We start from the raw sequence: 17,011 nt of genomic DNA, 5'->3' as shown, positions 1-17,011 counted from the left end.
CACGCTTCGCCGTGACGACGCGTGCGCGTGCCGATTCCCTGCCCTTCGACGAGCCTCCTATTTCCCGACCTGATTGCCGACAACCCCTCCGACGACGGCACCGCCAACGGTGCCCAACGCACTGCCGCCCGTCAGGACCGCACCGGCGACGCCGCCGACACCCGCCCCGATCACGGTATCCGTTCCGCGGTGGGACATGTCGCCGCAACCCGCCAGTACGATCATCGTTATGGTGACTATCGCCGTCCCGACCGGCACGGAATGTAGCTTTCTCATGATCATCTCCTCGGGTCGCCGCTACGCTGTCCGATCCCGCACGGCGCGCGGCCCCCCCTGGGCTGACGTCCCGATGAAATTCGAGACGTCGAATCACGATGGGGGGTAAATCGCGCGAAGTCCGTCCGCTAACGTACCGGACTGGATGCCGGCCGACCGTCTCACGGAAGCGCCGCTTGCACCGCGCCCGGCGCCAAAGCCGGCGTTGACCTGACTTCCTTGTAGTCGACATCGCGCGGCGAACAGCTCCCTGAGCCTTGCCGATCACGGCCGTCCCTGGCTCGTCAGGAAATCGGGCTTATTTTCAGCTACCGTACCGTCAAGCTGCGAACGACGAGATACGATAGTGAATCCCGCTCACTCCCCGCTGCGCTCGAAGCGACCAGACAACGCCATCGCGCCAGATGCGAGCCTAGGAACCACGCATGCCAGACATCCCCCCCATCACTGAAAATCACCTGCTTGCCGCACTGCCGGAGAACGAGCTTGCACGCATCATCCCGAACCTGACGATCGTCGACATGCCGCTCGGGAAAGTGCTGTACGAATCGGGCGGCCAGCTTCATCACGTCTATTTTCCGACCACGACGATCGTGTCGCTGCTGTACGTGATGGAGGATGGCTCGTCTGCGGAAATCGCGATCGTCGGGCATGAGGGCATGATCGGCGTGTCGCTGTTCATGGGTGGTGAAACAACGCCGAGTCGCGCCGTCGTGCAAAGCGCTGGGCAGGCCTACCGGCTCGACGCGAGCGTCCTGAAAGAAGAATTCCGGCGCGGCAACTCGATGCAGCGTCTGTTGTTGCGCTATACGCAGGCGCTCATCACGCAGATGGCGCAGACCGCGGTATGCAACCGTCATCACTCGATCGATCAGCAGCTGTGTCGCTGGCTGCTGCTCAGCCTCGACCGTCTGCCATCGAACCAGTTGCGCATGACGCAGGAGCTGATCGCCAACATGCTGGGCGTGCGCAGGTCGGGCGTGACGGAAGCGGCATTGAAACTGCAGGACGCTGGCCTCATCCGCTACAACTACGGCCATATCGAGGTGCTGGACCGACCCGGGCTCGAAAAGCGTGTGTGCGAATGCTACAGCGTGGTCAAACGCGAATTCGATCGCCTGCTTCCTGACCTGAAGCGGCTCTAGGAATCCGTCAGCAACGGCGCTGGCCGACACTGCGCGGCATCGTACCGACTTCTTCGTCCGGCCCGGTCATCCTGTATTCGACACGCGTGCGTCGTCGATGCCGATACGCCCGCGCAAGGCGAATTCACGGGAGCAGGCAGATGAACGACCGCAAGCAGAAAGACGACGCTGTCGGGCAGCAACGCCGTAAATACGAGCAGGACAATGCAACGGACGACGGTATGCCCGCCGCGCCCGAAGTGCCGACGCATACGTGCCCGACCGAGCAAGAACGATTGCGGACCGCGAAGCAACGGATCGCCGATTCGAGAAAGCGCTGGGGTATGGCCTATCCGCCGAATTGAGCACGCACTGTGATCATGATACGGCGTTGCTCCCGACACAGGCGGAGCATGACATTCGCGCTCCGCGTTGTCGTGCGCGCGTCCCGCAGGCTACGTCGCCGACGTTCCGGCATCGGGCCTACTGGCACAGGCGGATCAAGAATTCGGCAATGGCCTTGATCCGCGCTGTTCCGTTCGGGTCACGATTCCATGCCAGTAGCCCTGCAAACGTCCGGCGAACTTTTGCAGGGCGGCCATCCCGCTTTCCCGAGCCTGTTCGAATCATTGCCTCCCAAGCCTTTTTCGCCCAGGCCGGCTTGCGGTAGAACTTTGCCGCGACGCGATACAGATCAATGATGATTTCTGCTTGCGGGCACTGTGCCTTGATCCCCAGCTCATAGGCCGTAGTCATGTCGATGGTGACCGTTTCGATGCGCGCGGCGATGCCTTCAGGCAACTGTTCGATGCAGGTTCGAAACGTGTCGCGCGAGCCATCCATCCCCCCCCAACCCACAGCACTCACCGGCCAATCGGATCGGCCATTCCCCACGCTTTAACCAATAACTCGCCCAGCAACCCGGCGCCTGAAGTGCCTAGGGTCGAGTAATTATCTTTCCCGCTCCCTTTAAGGTCAGGCGTCAGATTACGCAATCGCCCTCAAGCCCTCCACGATTTTCCGCGAAGCATCTTGATGAAGGGCGGTAAAGTGATCGAGAAAGATTGCCTTTTCAAGTTCGATTGAAGGCGGCATCGTACGGATGCCCTGCCCGCTAGACGCGCCGGTCACACTAACTTGCGGAAGATGGCGTCGAATTTGTTTCTGGAAAAGCAACGGCCGGAAAGTTCATCCGCGAACCGGTTCTCCTGGAACCACTGGATCAAGCAGTGCCACTGGCGCATCGATTCGACGGCGATCATGCGATAGGGAACCCCGGAGTCATTCCGGACGGCGATCTGCATGCGGGGAAGCGACGCCCACAGGCGGACGGTCTCGATCGAAAGCCCCGCCACGATTTCCGCGTCGAACGTCGCGAGGCTCGCGCCGGCGAGGATGCGGCTTTTCGTGGCGACGAGCGGCAGCACGGCCTGGTCGGGGATCACGCCGGCGACATCCGATGGCGATGCGAGCAGACCCTCATCACAAGCCAGTGCCGTTCGTTTACAACGAAAGGCGTGCCCTCGGTCCAGCACACGATGACGTAACCGTTCGAATGCGCGAGGTATCGCAGGCGTCTGCCGCTACCGCCATCCACGCGATCCCTGCAATCGAATGCTGGCTTCCTGACGGTAGTGGGCAAATCGTCGGGATTGAGTCTGTCGTGCACAACGGCAAATGTGCCCTTTTCCAGAATGAGGGCCGCACGCTCGCCATTCGCCCGACAGCGCTTCAATTCGGCGAGCGCCAGTCCGGCCAGACTCTGCGGACCGAACGTCTGCGCCAGTCGGGCAGCCAGTGCTTCGATATTCATGTCGCCGCTCCCCCAGCAATCGCTTAGCCACCCTTCGATGGATGGCTTAATCATCATCAATCGGTATGCCGATCGATCCGTCTGAGTGCTTGAGCAGTCTAGTATCGTGCGAACAATTCTTCTGTCCGCTACCGTGCCCGGGATTTGCCGCCGAGCGCAGCACGCGGCCGCGCGGCGTGGAATAGCCGGTCAACAGATTGCGGGCGGTGCAGCCGGTTCAGGTGGGCTGCCGTCGGGCTCATCAACGAGCATCCGGAGAATTTGCTGCAGTTGCCGCGCGCATCGGCGAGCATCCTCGGGGGCATTTGCATCGATCGCCTCGAGCAGGCTAACGAATGCAATGAGGAAGGAATCGGAGACGGGCGTCTCACGCGCATGCTCGCGCAGATAAGCGCTATAACTGAAAACGCGCTGGATGAATTCGATCTGGTGAGCGGCAAATTCGTCATCGCCCACGGAAGGTGGCACAACGGCGAGAACACTGTCGGACAACGAAGGAGGAAGACGGATGTAAGACGGGCGATCACTCATGCGGATCTCGTGAAACGCACGAGCGCGGCGTGAATGCCCGAAGCACGGACGCTGTTTCACGACGGAAGGCGCCTATGCTATAAGTGTCTCTAGGATTTGACATACCAACGCTCATCGTATTTTTTCATCGACCAGGCGTGGTGTCAAATCAATTTGACACCAAACTTAACTATCGATCGATGCGATTTGATTGGAGCAAGCTGTTCGACGAACTGAAGCGCGAGGGGCAGTTCGGCAGCGATGCGCAACTGGCCGACAGCCTGGGGCTTACGCGCGCGCAAATCTCGGCATGGCGCACCGGCAAAAGCGATCTCGGCATCCTGACCAAGATCAAGATCCTCGATGCACTGGGTCACGACACGTTGCGTACGTCGCTGTCGAGCTTGCTGCCCGAGAAAAACCGGGAAACACAGGCAGCACAGCATGCAAAGCTTCTTGCGCGCATCGACCGAATCCGATCGGGAGTAGGCGTCGTGCCCGCAGAGCGGGACGACGCGGCCGACTCGCCCGTAGTAGCGAACAATCTTCTCGGCGAATTGCCCATGGACGAGCGCAAGCGCATCGAGCCCCATCTGTCGTGGGTCGCGCTGCCGCTCGGGCATGTGGTGTATGAACCGGGCGATCACCTGAGCCACGTCTACCTGCCGACGACGGCGATCATTTCGATGCTGTACGTGATGGAAAACGGTTCGTCCGCGGAAATTGCCGTGGTCGGACGCGACGGGCTGCTTGGCGTCGCGCTGTTCATGGGCGGTGAAACGATGCCGAACCGGGCCATCGTCCAGAGCGCGGGCGAAGCGTTCCGCCTGAGCGGACAGATCGTGAAAGAGGAATTCGCGCGCGGCGGTGCATTGCAGCGCGTGTTTCTGCGCTACACGCAGGCGCTCATCACCCAGATGGCGCAGACGGCCGTGTGCAATCGCCATCACTCGATCGCGCAGCAATTCTGCCGTTGGCTGCTGCTGAGCCTTGACCGGCTGGATTCGCGCAACGTGCGGATGACGCAGGAACTGATTGCCGACATGCTCGGCGTGCGCAGAGCCAGCGTGACGGAAACCGCAAAACGGCTTCAGGAAGAAGGCATCATCCGTTATTCGCGCGGATTGATTGAAGTCGTCGATCGCAGCGCCCTCGAGCGGCGCGTGTGCGAATGCTACATGGTAGTCAAGAGGGAAAGCGACCGGCTGCTGTCGCAAAAGTAGGTACTGCCTGGGCTGCGTCCCGCCATCGACATAACACGGATGCCTGCCGAACACGTTTCTCAGCCAGTCGATGTCCATGCTGTCCCAATTGCCCATGTACCGGGTCTTCCGAAAACGCCCGATCTATTTCCCGACCTGATTGCCGACCACCCCGCCGACGGCCGCGCCGCCCACCGTGCCCAATGCACTGCCGCCCGTCAGTACCGCGCCGGCGACGCCGCCGACACCCGCCCCGATCACGGTGTCCGTTCCACGGTGAGACATCCCACCGCAACCTGCCAGCACGACAATCGTCATGGTGACTATCGCCATCTCGAGTGCCACGGAATCTAGCTTTCTCATGATCATCTCCTTTGGGGTGCCGCGGCGCCGTCTGATCCGGCACGGCGTACGGAGGCCCATGCGCTGACATCTCGATGAAATTCGGGACATCGGTTCATGATGGCCGGTCGATCGCGCGCAGTCGGTCCGCTAACGTACCGGCGCGGATGCCGATCTGCCGCGTCACTGAAACACCGCTTGCGCCGCCCCCAGCGTCACGACCACGCTGTGGCGGCGACCGTCGTCCACGAGCCGCACCGCCGCTTCGCCGGCGGCGAGCCGCACGCCATCGACCACGAGGCGGGACACGCCGCCGCTGGCGCCGCCCGGATTCTCGACGACGATGTCGTAGTGCGACGCGCCGTGACGCAGCGTGGCCCTAAAGCCCGGCCAGGACAGCGGGATGCACGGTTGAATGGACAGAATGTCGCCATGCCTGCGCAGACCGAGCACGCCTTCGACGCCCGCGCGATAGAGCCAGCCGGCCGAGCCGGTGTACCACGTCCAGCCGCCGCGGCCGACATGCGGCGCGACGGAATATACGTCGGCCGCGACCACGTACGGCTCGACCCGATAGCGATTCGCCCCGCTGCGCGTGCGGCTGCGATTGACCGGATTGAGCAGCGCGAACAGCTTCGCGGCGCGATCGCCGTCCCCCATTTGCGCGAACGCAAGCACCGACCACGTGGCCGCATGCGTGTACTGGCCGCCGTTTTCCCGGATGCCGGGCGGATAACCCTTGATATAGCCGGGATCGACCGACGAACGATCGAACGGCGGCGCGAACAGCAGCGCCAGGCCATCGTCGCGGCGGATCAGCCGCGCGTCCAGCGCGTCCATCGCCTGCGCGGCGCGCGCCGGGTCCGCCGCGCCCGACAGCACGCTCCACGACTGCGCGATCGCGTCGATCGAACATTCGGCGTTGTCGGCCGAGCCGAGCGGCGTACCGTCGTCGAAGTAGCCGCGCCGATACCACTCGCCATCCCATCCCGCATCGGCGAGCGCGTCGCGCAACGCGTCGGCGCGCGTCAGCCAGCGCGCCGCCAGATCGCCCGCGCCGCGCGCCGCGGCGAGCGGCGCAAACGCCGCGAGCGTCGCGTGCAGGAACCACCCGAGCCACACGCTTTCGCCCCGCCCGGCTTCGCCGACGCGGTTCATGCCGTCGTTCCAGTCGCCCGTGCCGATCAGCGGCAGGCCGTGCTCGCCGACATGCGTGAGGCTGGACTCCAACCCGCGCACGCAATGCTCGAACAGCGACGCGCTCGTTTCCGAGATGCGCGGGACGAAGAACGCATCCTGCTCGTCGGCGGCCAGCGGCCGCCCGTCGATGAACGGGATCGACGCATCGAGAATCGCCCGGTCGCCGCTGACGTCGACGTAGTGCGCGACCGCATGGGCGAGCCAGACGCGGTCGTCGGAGATCCGCGTACGTACGCCGCTGCCGCTTTCGGGCAGCCACCAGTGCTGCATGTCGCCCTCCGGGAACTGGCGCGCCGCCGCCCGCAGCAGATGCTCGCGCGTCAGGGCCGGGCGGGCGGCCGCAAGCGCCATGCCGTCCTGCAGCTGGTCGCGAAAACCGTACGCGCCGCTGGCCTGGTAAAAGCCCGCACGCGCCCAGATCCGGCACGACAGCGTCTGGTACAGCAGCCAGCGGTTCAGCATCAGATCCATCGCGCGGTCCGGCGTCTCGACCTGGAGCGCGCCGAGCGTCTCGTCCCAGAACGCCGTCACGGCGGCGAATATCGCATCGAGATCCGCCTGACGGTAATGCTCGACCAACTGTCGCGCCGCCGCCGCATCGGCGCCTTCGCCGAGCAGCAAGACGATTTCGACGACACCGCCGGGTTCGAGATCGACCGTGGTCTGCAACGCGGCACACGGATCGAGCCCGGCGCCGACCCGGCCCGACAGCGGCGGCGCACCGACGCTGCCCGGAAAACCGGCGGGATCGCCCAGCACGCCATTGCGGCCGATGAACTCGCGCCGGTCCGCGCTCCAGGCGGTTTGCAGGCCGCATAAATCGGCGAACGCCACCCTGCCGCGATACACCTGACTCCAGTCGTTGCGGGCAAACAGCGCTCCGGTCGGCTGATCGATCTCGCTCGCGGTGTGCGGCGCCGCGACGCTGCGCGACGCACCCAGCGCCCACTCCGCATAGGTTGCGACGGACAGCCGGCGGGGCCGGTCCGACAGGTTGCGCAAGCTCAGGCGCGAAATCTTGACGGGATCGGCCAGCGGCACGAACTGCAGCAATTCGACGGCGACCTCTGCGGCGGTATGCGCAAACCGGCTGTAGCCCTGGCCATGACTCGCGACGAACGCGGTCGCGCCCGGCGCATCGTCGCCGATCGGGTTCGCCTGCGGCCCCCAGCGCATGCCGGTCTCGTCGTCGCGGACATAGAACGCCTCGCCGGGCGGATCGGTGACCGGGTCGTTCGACCACGGCGTCAGCGGATGCTCGCGGCTGTTCGTCACCCAGGTATGGCCGCCCCCTTCCGCCGAGGTCAGGAAGCCGCATGACGGATTCGCGACGACGTTGACCCACGGCATCGGCGTGCATTGACCGGGCTGCAGGGTCACCACGTATTCGCGGCCGCCGCGCGCGAAACCGCCGATGCCGTTGAAGTATTCGAGACCGGCGCCGGCCTGCGCGCCCTTCGGCCGCGCAATCGTCGGCGGCGGCAGCGGCGCACGTGCGGCATCCGCGCGGGCGGGCGGCGGTGAACCCGCGAGGCGGCGCAACTGGTCCACCAGCCGGCCGTTGCGCGCGGCGAGCACGGCGCGCGCGACCGACGGAAACAGCGCGCGCGCCGCCGCCGCCATCAGGTCGTCGCGCAGCACGAAAATACTGCCGCGCCCGGCTTCGTCCGGCGGCTGCCGGGTCCGCACCAGCCCCTCGAGCGCCGCCTGCAAATCCTGCACGTACGACGCCGCGCGCTCGTTGATGATGACCAGATCGACCTCGAGCCGCTTCATCCGCCAGTACTCGTGCGCGCGGATCAGCTGCCGCACCATCGCGATGTGCTCGATGTCGTCGATCCGCACCAGCAGGATCGGCAGATCGCCCGATACGCCATGCGTCCATAGCGGCGACGCGCCCACGCCGCCCGCCGCCGACACCGCCGCTGCATGGCGCAGCAGCGCGGCGGACCCCGGCCGCATCGACGCATCGCTGTAGAGCATGTATCCGGCCAGTTGCTGGAACAACGCGGCCTCGTCGAGGCTCACCGCGCTATGCCGCAGTTGCACCTGCGCCTGGGTCCACGCGAGCATTGCCGCCCGCGCGAACGATTCGCCGTCGCGATGCTTGTCGACCAGGTCGAGCAGCTGCGCGCGCGAATCCGCGACGATGGTCCAATAGACGATGCTCGCCTTCGCGCCCGGCTCGATGCGCAGCCGCTGCCGCAGCGTGAACGCCGCGTCCAGTACCGAGCCTTCGCAAGCGCCCAGCGCACGCTGTTCGGTCAGCGCAAGCGGCAGGCGAACGCTGCGCCCGCGTCCGATGACGCGCAATCGATCGGTGTCGAATTCTTCCGCGCCGACGGTTTCGCCGGAGGTCACGGCCAGATGCGCGGCCCAAACTTCCGCCTCGTTCGGCGCGCGCTTGCGCCGCGTCGCCAGAATCGCGCCGGACGCCGGCACGTACTCGGTTTCGATGAACAGTTTCGAGAATGCGGGATGGGCATGATCGGCGGCGGGCGGAGCGAGCACGATTTCCGCGTAGGACGTGAATTCGATCACGCGTGGCCGGGAGCCGGTATTGGCCACCGACACCCGCCGCACTTCCGCATCGTCCTCGGCGGATACCACCACCTCAAGCGACGTCGTCAAGGTGCCGTCGCGACGCACGAACTCGGCGCGATCTTCGGTGAACGTCACTTCGTAGCTGTCCGGCACCACGCCGGTGGGCTGCCACGTGGCCGACCAGACCTCGCCGCTCTCGGCGTCGCGCAGATACAGATAGCTACCCCAATCGTCGCGCGTCGCGTCTTCCCGCCAGCGCGTGACGGCCAGATCGTCGCGGCGGCTGTAGCCGGAGCCCGCGGCCGTGAGCATCACGGCGTAGCGGCCGTTGGACAGCAGATGCGTGACGGGCGCGGGATCGTCCGCCGACAGCAGGCGCCGTGCAACGCCGGCGTCGACGCCATGCATCCTGCCGGCGGGTCTGGCGTCGACCCGCGGCCGCCCTGCCGCGACCCGGCCCGGCACCCGTTCCTGCAACAGCAACTCGGTGGCGCGCACGGCCGGCTCGCCATGGAAGAAGGCGCGAATGCGCCCGCCCAGCAGTGCATTGGCGATCGACACGATCGACATGCCCTGGTGATGCGCCATGAATGCCCGCACGATCGCAACTGGCATGCCTTCCGGCACGCGCGCGGGCGTGTAGTCGAGCGCTTCGTAGAAGCCGAAGCGCCCGCACGCGCCGGCTGCACGCAACCGCTCAAAGTTGCGCGCGGCGGCGTTCGGCGCGACCATCGCCGCGAGCGCGGTCGCATAGGGCGCGACCACCAGGTTCTGGTCGAGATCGCGCTTGAGCCCCAACTCCGGCACGCCGAAGCTCGAATACTGATAGGTTAGCTCGATGTCGCGTGTGTTGTACGCCGATTCGGACATGCCCCACGGCAGGCGCAGCCCGTCGCCGTAGGCGATCTGGCGACGCACCACCAGCTGATTGGTGCGCGCGAGCAGGCTGCTGTCCGGCGCGCGCATCACGAGCGACGGCATCAGGTATTCGAACATCGATCCCGACCACGAGATCAGCGCCGCGCCGTGCCCGATCGGCGTCGCCAGGCGGCCGAGCCGGAACCAGTGTCGCGCCGGGACATCACCCTTCGCGATCGCGACGAAACTCGCGAGGCGCGCCTCCGATGCCAGCAGATCGTAGTTGCCCGGATCGAGCCGCCCGTCGCCCACCGCGTAACCAATCGACAGCAGATTGCGCACCGGGTCGAGCAGAAAGCCGAACTCCATCGCATAGGCTATCTGCAACGCGGTATCGGCCAGCGTATGCAGGCGCTTGTTCAGCACGTCCGCTTCGTCCGGCGTGCGCGTCGCGTCGCGGCAATGCCCTTGCACCGCGTGCTCCAGCGCCTGCGCCCAAAACAGCACGTCGTCGACGTCGCCGCCCCGCACCCCGCCGACCTCGTCCGTCAGCGCGCGCGCGACATCGGCGACCGTCGCGGTGAGGATCGTGATCTCGGACCATTCCGGCGCTGCGGGGCCGTCCGGGGCGCCGACTTCCCGGGCCGGCGCGGCGAGCGTCTCATCCAGCTCGGTCGCGGCCTGCTCGAATTCGCCGTGCAAGGTCGTCCGGGCATCGCCATCGCGGCACACGGCCTTGCGCAACAGCGCGAGCGTGTCACCGATCCCTTCGTACGCGGCCTGCCACCCCACACCGGCGGGCTGATTCGCCCAGGCCCGGCAACCGTTGCCGAGGGCGATCAGGTGGCCGGCAAGATTGCCGCTGTCGACCGACGACACGTACTTCGGCTCGAGGGGCCGCAGGTCGCGCGTGTCGTACCAGTTATAAAAGTGGCCGCGATAGCGTGACATCAGTCGCATCGTCGCGACGGTCGCCTCCAGCCGCGACACCGCGTCCAGCGTACCGAGCCAGCCAAACTCGCGGGCGCTGACGGCAGACAGCAGGTATAGCCCGATGTTGGTGGGCGAAGTCCGGTGCGCGACGACGGGCTTCGGGTCCTCCTGGAAATTGTCCAGCGGCAGCATCTGATCGTCCGCCGTCACGAACGTCTCGAAATAACGCCAGGTCCGGCGCGCGTCGCGCCGCAGTTGACGCGCATCGTGCGGGGCCACCGGCAGCTCGCCCGCCGACCGTGGTGCGCGGCTCAGCCAATACGCGATCGCCGGCGCGGCAAGCCAGACGAGTACGAACGGCACGGCCAGCCAGCCCGTATGACGATCGAAGCGCCAGCCCGCCATCAGACTGGCAGCCGCGACAAGCAGCGCGAGCGTCACGCCGCCGCGCATTTGCAGATAGGTGGGCGCGAGGGTCCGCCGGTCGCGCGCACCCGCTGCGGCCGCCGTGGTCCATTCGAGCAGATGGCGACGGCTGATCGCCACACGAAACAGCGTACGCGCGATCGCGTCGCCCATCGACCACGCCTGCTGCGGCAACATGACGATCGACAGGCCGAACCGCGTCAACGCGAACCGCAACTCCATCGACCATGCATGGAGCACGCTGCGCGTGGTCATCTTCACGTGCGTGCGCCGCCAGCGCGGCACCAGCCCGCTCAATACAGGCAACAGGAACGGCAGCGCGATCGTCACCAGCACGAAGGCGCTCCAGGCGAGCGATACGGGGAGCGGCAGCATCCATCCGGCCAGTAGCGCGACCAGCATGGCGGGCGCCGTGAGTGTGCGGCGCAGGTTGTCCAGCATCTTCCAGCGGCCGACCGCCGTCAACGGTTCGTGGCCGAACAGCAACCAGGGCAGGAGCTGCCAGTCGCCGCGCGCCCATCGGTGCAGGCGGCTCGCGGCGACGTCGTAGCGGGACGGCGACGCTTCGACAACCTCGATATCCGACGCCAGTCCGGCCCGCGCGAAAATACCTTCGAACAGATCGTGACTGAGCACCGCGTTCTCCGGCACGCGACCGGCGAGCACCGCCTCGAACGCGTCGACGTCGTAGATGCCCTTGCCCGCATAGGATCCTTCGTCGAACAGATCCTGATAGACATCCGATACGGCTGACACGTAAGGATCGATGCCGTGCGCGCTCGACGACACGCGCTGGAACAGCGAACCCTCGTCGCCGCTCGCGAGCGAGGACGTGACGCGCGGCTGAAGGACGCCGTAGCCGCCGACGATGCGCCGGCTCGCCGAATCGAATACCGGCCGGTTGAGCGGATGCGCCATCTTGCCGACCAGGCGGCGCACGGTATCGCGCAGCAACCGCGTATCGGCATCGAGCGTGATCACGTAGCGCACGTCCGGCGGCACGTGCGGCGTCCGGCCGGCCGCCGCGATGAACGTCGTGTCCGATGCGCCGCGCAGCAATCGATTCAGCTCGTGCAGCTTGCCGCGCTTGCGCTCCCAGCCCATCCAGCACCGTTCGCCGTCGTTCCATACGCGCTTGCGGTGCAGCAGCAGGAAGCGCTCGCCTTCGCCCGGCGCAGCCGGATAAAGGCGATTCAACCGGTCGATGCCCTCCGTCGCGGATGCCAGCAACCTGTCGTCGCTGTCGGCGTGCGGCGTGGACGCGTCCATCCAGTCGGAGAGCAAAGCGAAGTAAAGCGCGCCGTTGGGGCTCGCCAGATGATGAATTTCCAGTTGCTCGATCTGCTCGCCGAGCACAGCTTCCGTTGTCAGCAGCACCGGCACGGCGACCATCGTGCGCAGGTCCGGCGGAATGCCGTCGAGCAATGCGAGGCCGGGCAGGATCTTCGCGCCGACATCGCGCATCACGCCGCGATTGACGAGCGCGACCGCGGCATCCAGCGCGGGTAGCAGGCCGGCGACGCCGAGCCAGATCAGCCAGTGACCGGGCGGTTCGACACGCGTGAGCCACGCCAGCATGCCCGCCAGCAGCAGCGCGACGATCAGCCCGATCCGGCCGAGATAACCGCCGAGACCGGCGTGGCGTGTCAGGCGCCGCAGCCACAACGCGACGGGCGGCCGATAGCCGATCTCCGCTTCGAGCGCGGCGCGGCCGTTCGCCAGCAGGTAGTAACCGGGATCCGTCTCGGCGGCCGGCCCGCAGCCTGCACCCTGCGCCGCCGCATCGGCGACGACGCGGCGGGCAATCTCGAGCTCGCTGACGGGTGCGCCGCGGGCCAGCGCTTCAACCGCGTCGCGATACAGGTTGCGCGTGGGGAAATCCATCTCCGCGAAGCCTGGGTGGCTGCGCAGTACCTGATCGACCAGGCTGACGCGCTCGAACAGATCGGTCCAGTCCACCTCCGAAATCAGCCGCATGCTGGTGATCACGTTGCGCACGGTCAGGCTGGCGGCGCCCTGCTGATGGTTGACGGACGCGACAATTTGGTCCGGCGTCGCGCCGCGCGCCGCCAGGTGCCGATGCAGCCACGCCAGTGCCGGCGCGACGGCCGGATTGGGATCGTGCAGCCGCTGAATCAGCTGCACCGCGAACGCATCGTGCAATACGGCCTGCTCGTAATTGGCGACGAGCGGCTCCGCCGCGACCCGCGCCTGGCCGCCCTCGCCGAGCAGGCGATCCGCGAGCGCGTCGGCGTCGAGTCTCGCGCGCCGGTCGTCGATGATCTGATCCGCGAGCCGTCGCAGGTTCTCGATCAGCACGATCCGCAGCGTGATCGCCACCGCCCACAGTTCGCCGATCGTCAACGGTTCCACGGCCTGATAGGCAAGCATGAAACGACATAGCGCATCGGGATCGAAACGGCTGTCGGTATGGGCGACGAAGGCCCAGTTGATCTCGAACACGCGCGGATAACCGGCGAACGGGCCGTTGCCGAGTTTGGGCAGTTGCCGGTAATAACGCGGGGAGAGATCATCCCGGATCTGCCGCACCTGTTCCGCGACAAGATAGTAGTTGTCGAGCAACCACTCTGCCGCAGGCGTGATTTCTTCGCCGCGTGCGTCTGCGGCCGCCGTGTTCTGGTAGGCCTTCAGCAGATGATCCGCGTTGTCCTTCAGCCGCGTGGCGAGCGACGGGCCCGCTGCCACACCGGGCAGCACCTTCTGCGCGCGAGCCAGGCTGCCCGCATGCTGCGCCAGTCGCTCCTCGCCGAAGAACTCCTCGCGAATCGGCCGGGCATTGCTCCATGGCGATGTCCGGCGTCGCGACACACGCGCAACGTGAATCTTCAAGGCGCTTCCTCCCCCATCGCCGCACCATCCGCAGCGGCTTCATGCCCGGCACACCCGGGCCGTCAGGCCGCTTCCGACAGCGATTTCGCGATGGGTTCGCACCGCAACGCTCCGTGCTGCGCGGATCGGACGGCTGCGTTCTCGCACGCCAGCGACACGAAGGCATCGCGAGTCGTATGCAGCGCGTTCGCCGTCCGATCGATGTCGTGCACGATGCGCTTTGGCAAGCACAGCTCGATGCGCACCGAATTCGACGTCATCCGGCTCAGGTCCAGATCGATGAACCGCCAGATCCCGTCCCCGGCATCAACTTCCGACGCCTGCAATACCGACATGTCCGTGGTCGGTGGCGGAACGAGACGCGCGGAGCGGTCGTAGCGGGCCATGACCCGTTGCTCGGCGGCCGCTTGCAGCTCGCCATACGAGTCGCCCTCCACGCCGACCTCGGGGAAATCCGGAAGCGCGCCGCGATAGCGGGGCTGCCCATGCTGCGTGATGTAGATCGGATATTTCATTAACCGCTCCCGGCTGAAGAACGTGACGAACGTCATCGTGCATCGCGCAGGCTCGTCGAGTCGGTACGCTGAAGAACAGTCTCCGGGAAGCGTTTCGTGGTGCGCTGCACGTCGTTCACACACCGGATCGCCCGATATTTCGCTATCCGGTCACGCAAGCGCAGCGCGCGCGATCGAGGTACGGCACCGTACCGATCGGCATGGCGATAGGGCGCACGCTCGCATCAGGGCTTCTGCCCCTGTTGCCAGAACGCCCAAGACGACCCGAGATGCAGTGCGCCTCATCGCTCATGCGCCAGGTTGTCGTCACCGAAACGGAGCGTCACCATGAATCCCATCACACTCGTGTTATCTGCCGCGTTCGTCCTCGCGGCATTCGCCATCGGCGCGTGGGGCCACCTGTATCTTGCGGCCCCCCTTTTCATCGTCGCGGTCCTGATCGCACTGTCCGTGCGGGTCGCCAACGTCTGGGAGAAGTTCGTGATCCTGCGGATTGGCAAGCTGCAAAGCGTCAAGGGTGCCGGTTTTTTCATGATCATTCCAATCCTGGACAATGTTGTCGCGATCATCGACGAACGCATTCAAACCACCGCCTTCAACGCCGAACAAGCGCTGACCAAGGACACCGTGCCCGTCAACGTCGACGCCGTGATTTTCTGGCACGTCCATGACGCGCAGAAAGCCGCGCTCGCCATCACCGACTACCGGCAGGCAATCGACCGCGTTGCGCAAACCTCGCTGCGGGAAATGATCGGGGCATCGATGCTGGCTGCCTTGTTGTCGGATCGCAAGGCGGCCGACATGCACCTGCGCGACGAGATCGGCAGAAAGACCGTGGATTGGGGCGTGACCGTCCGCTCGGTCGAGACCCGCGATGTTGCGATCCCAGTCGCGCTGCAGGATTCGATGTCGCGCCAGGCGCAAGCCGAGCGCGAAAAGCAGGCACGGGTGATCCTCGGCTCGGCGGAGGCCGAGATCGCGACCAAGTTCGTCGAAGCGGCGCAGGTCTACGAAAATCATCCAGGTGCGCTTCAGTTGCGAGCGATGAACATCATCTACGAAACGACGAAGGAACGCGGCGCGACGATCCTGATCCCCAGTGCGATGGTTGACAGCCTGAATCCCGTGCTCGCGCTTGCGATTGCCGGGTATGACGCGGCGGGCGCCGCGCCGGTGCCTGCGCTCAAGACAGCAGCGTGATCGCTAGCTCGTATTCGCTCCCCCGCGACGCCTTGCGCAGATCGCCCGGACATTGCTAGAACGGGGTGTACCCCACACGATTTGATGACGAGACTGTTGCGAATACTCCACCGTGGGCAGGAGGCGGAAATTGCTTCATCACATTACAACGCGGGGTTGGTCGCGGCAGGGGTGGGTCCCCCTCTCATTCGAGGTCGGCCGTGGATCTTCACCTAGCATCGATTGATGATCGCCATGAACGTATCGTTGCAAGGAGATAGTGGCCGCGTTCACCTCACAAAGGCTGATCGTCGAATTGCAACTGGTTCGTCACCGAGACGATGCCGTCGACGCGCCAGGCGACTGTTGCTACGAAATTCGCCTCGTTCGCGTCGGCAACCGAGCCGACAAGCGTCGCGATGACGGTGTATCACCTTGCGGGCGACCCACGCGCCCTTTTCCGCGCCTTCATTTCTTGTTACTCGTTGGTTTGATGGTATGTCTGAAACCCGCTGGCTTGACATCCAGACAGCAACCATTTGATTTTAAACAGATGTTTAGAGGTGGCGGGGCGCAACCCCGCATGCAGTCCAGATCGCTCTAACCGGAAAATTGCATGGAGATCAAGGTTAGCAGTCAAAGCAAGTCCCGGCTAATGCACATGAGTTGCCAGATCCTCTGGCATAGCTGGCGCAAACCACCTACGCCGCGCGGAGTACTCCCACGGTTCAATCTCATCGGTGCGTGCGATTACGTTGCGGTGCTGCTTCGCGAGCCCAGCCTTATCTCGCGCCATCTCTCGTATGCTATTGAGGCGAATGGCCGCCATGTGATCACGTGCTGGCGCCACCATCGTCATGCCCCGTTTGACCCAGCAGCTTGCAGCCTTGCGTCAGCAACGCGACGAAGTCGCTGCCGAGGTTGAACGACTGGTGATTGCTCACCCTCTTTGGCTGGTCCTGACCAGCATGCCGGGAGTCGGCGTCAGGACCGCCGCCAGACTCCTGACCGAAGTTGCCCACAAAGCCTTCGCCTCGGCCGCTCATCTGGCGGCCTACGCTGGTCTTGCCCCGGCCACCCGACGCTCTGGCTCATCCATCCGCGGTGAGCATCCATCCAGACACGGCAACAAGGTATTCAAGCGCGCCTTGTTCCTGTCCGCCTTCGCGGCATTGCGGGACCCAGTCTCATAATAGTCCTACCCCAATTGGTACGCTCTTGGCAGACGCACGCGAGGCG

At 65.3% G+C, this 17,011-nt stretch carries 11 protein-coding genes and 2 pseudogenes; 5 read left to right on the top strand and 8 right to left on the bottom strand.

The genetic code is table 11. The features are described 5' to 3' along the window. Positions 1-57 precede the first annotated feature (57 nt). Positions 58-276 (bottom strand): glycine zipper 2TM domain-containing protein, encoded by a 219-nt coding sequence (locus AP428_RS27675; protein WP_041489508.1) that lies wholly within the window; start codon positions 274-276, stop codon positions 58-60. A 425-nt stretch (positions 277-701) separates the two neighbouring features. Here AP428_RS27675 and AP428_RS27670 point away from each other — a divergent pair, with 425 nt between their 5' ends. Together AP428_RS27670 and AP428_RS27665 are read left to right on the top strand one after the other, a co-directional pair. Then, positions 702-1,421 carry a Crp/Fnr family transcriptional regulator gene (locus tag AP428_RS27670; RefSeq protein WP_011548853.1) on the top strand — a complete coding sequence of 240 codons (720 nt, stop codon included), beginning with the start codon at positions 702-704 and terminating at the stop codon, positions 1,419-1,421. Between the two features lie 140 nt (positions 1,422-1,561). Beyond that, a complete protein-coding gene (locus AP428_RS27665) occupies positions 1,562-1,765 on the top strand; it encodes a hypothetical protein (RefSeq protein ID WP_006413539.1) in 204 nt (67 codons plus the stop codon). A 174-nt stretch (positions 1,766-1,939) separates the two neighbouring features. Here the strand turns inward: AP428_RS27665 and AP428_RS27660 are convergent. The 4 genes and pseudogenes from AP428_RS27660 to AP428_RS36925 all read right to left on the bottom strand — a co-directional run. After that, a pseudogene (locus AP428_RS27660) lies at positions 1,940-2,252 on the bottom strand (transposase); the annotation flags it as partial. A gap of 275 nt (positions 2,253-2,527) precedes the next feature. Beyond that, complete coding sequence (locus AP428_RS27655; RefSeq protein ID WP_226292227.1) at positions 2,528-2,845, bottom strand: hypothetical protein; 318 nt, start codon at positions 2,843-2,845, stop codon at positions 2,528-2,530. Continuing rightward, positions 2,842-3,213, bottom strand: a complete 372-nt coding sequence (locus AP428_RS36930) for a hypothetical protein (protein ID WP_127479540.1) — start codon at positions 3,211-3,213, stop codon at positions 2,842-2,844. The genes AP428_RS27655 and AP428_RS36930 overlap by 4 nt, the downstream gene beginning before the upstream one ends. A 189-nt stretch (positions 3,214-3,402) precedes the next feature. Continuing rightward, positions 3,403-3,744, bottom strand: a complete 342-nt coding sequence (locus AP428_RS36925; protein ID WP_153259979.1) for a hypothetical protein — start codon at positions 3,742-3,744, stop codon at positions 3,403-3,405. Positions 3,745-3,923: 179 nt separating this feature from the next. Between AP428_RS36925 and AP428_RS37280 the strand changes: the two genes are divergently transcribed. Beyond that, positions 3,924-4,946 (top strand): helix-turn-helix domain-containing protein, encoded by a 1,023-nt coding sequence (locus AP428_RS37280; protein WP_011548848.1) that lies wholly within the window; start codon positions 3,924-3,926, stop codon positions 4,944-4,946. Positions 4,947-5,069: 123 nt separating this feature from the next. Here the strand turns inward: AP428_RS37280 and AP428_RS27635 are convergent, their stop codons facing one another. The 3 genes from AP428_RS27635 to AP428_RS27625 all read right to left on the bottom strand — a co-directional run bounded on the left by AP428_RS27635 (position 5,070) and on the right by AP428_RS27625 (position 14,593). Continuing rightward, on the bottom strand, positions 5,070-5,288 hold the full coding sequence (locus tag AP428_RS27635; RefSeq protein ID WP_041489507.1) for a glycine zipper 2TM domain-containing protein: 219 nt from the start codon (positions 5,286-5,288) through the stop codon (positions 5,070-5,072). A 162-nt stretch (positions 5,289-5,450) separates the two neighbouring features. Continuing rightward, positions 5,451-14,078 carry a GH36-type glycosyl hydrolase domain-containing protein gene (locus AP428_RS27630; protein WP_050809581.1) on the bottom strand — a complete coding sequence of 2,876 codons (8,628 nt, stop codon included), beginning with the start codon at positions 14,076-14,078 and terminating at the stop codon, positions 5,451-5,453. Between the two features lie 62 nt (positions 14,079-14,140). Continuing rightward, positions 14,141-14,593 carry a type II toxin-antitoxin system HicB family antitoxin gene (locus tag AP428_RS27625; RefSeq protein WP_011548845.1) on the bottom strand — a complete coding sequence of 151 codons (453 nt, stop codon included), beginning with the start codon at positions 14,591-14,593 and terminating at the stop codon, positions 14,141-14,143. A 327-nt stretch (positions 14,594-14,920) separates the two neighbouring features. Between AP428_RS27625 and AP428_RS27620 the strand changes: the two genes are divergently transcribed. Together AP428_RS27620 and AP428_RS27615 are read left to right on the top strand one after the other, a co-directional pair. Continuing rightward, entirely contained in the window at positions 14,921-15,793 is an 873-nt protein-coding gene (locus AP428_RS27620) for a slipin family protein (RefSeq protein WP_011548844.1), read from the top strand. Positions 15,794-16,617: 824 nt separating this feature from the next. Next, a pseudogene (locus AP428_RS27615) lies at positions 16,618-16,962 on the top strand (transposase); the annotation flags it as partial. Positions 16,963-17,011: the final 49 nt, after the last annotated feature.

The organism is Burkholderia sp. E168m22, assembly GCF_001319805.1.
Lineage (GTDB): Bacteria > Pseudomonadota > Gammaproteobacteria > Burkholderiales > Burkholderiaceae > Burkholderia > Burkholderia orbicola.
The sequence above is the reverse complement of the archived record's forward strand: the minus strand, read 5'-3'. Positions and strand labels throughout refer to the sequence as shown.

Bases quoted from the DNA above. Each gene is read 5' to 3' on its own strand.
- AP428_RS27675 (WP_041489508.1), bottom strand. From the start codon at position 276: ATGAGAAAGCTACATTCCGTGCCGGTCGGGACGGCGATAGTCACCATA.
- AP428_RS27635 (WP_041489507.1), bottom strand. From the start codon at position 5,288: ATGAGAAAGCTAGATTCCGTGGCACTCGAGATGGCGATAGTCACCATG.
- AP428_RS27670 (WP_011548853.1), top strand. From the start codon at position 702: ATGCCAGACATCCCCCCCATCACTGAAAATCACCTGCTTGCCGCACTG.
- AP428_RS27620 (WP_011548844.1), top strand. From the start codon at position 14,921: ATGAATCCCATCACACTCGTGTTATCTGCCGCGTTCGTCCTCGCGGCA.
- AP428_RS27625 (WP_011548845.1), bottom strand. From the start codon at position 14,593: ATGAAATATCCGATCTACATCACGCAGCATGGGCAGCCCCGCTATCGC.
- AP428_RS36930 (WP_127479540.1), bottom strand. From the start codon at position 3,213: ATGAATATCGAAGCACTGGCTGCCCGACTGGCGCAGACGTTCGGTCCG.
- AP428_RS37280 (WP_011548848.1), top strand. From the start codon at position 3,924: ATGCGATTTGATTGGAGCAAGCTGTTCGACGAACTGAAGCGCGAGGGG.
- AP428_RS27665 (WP_006413539.1), top strand. From the start codon at position 1,562: ATGAACGACCGCAAGCAGAAAGACGACGCTGTCGGGCAGCAACGCCGT.
- AP428_RS36925 (WP_153259979.1), bottom strand. From the start codon at position 3,744: ATGAGTGATCGCCCGTCTTACATCCGTCTTCCTCCTTCGTTGTCCGAC.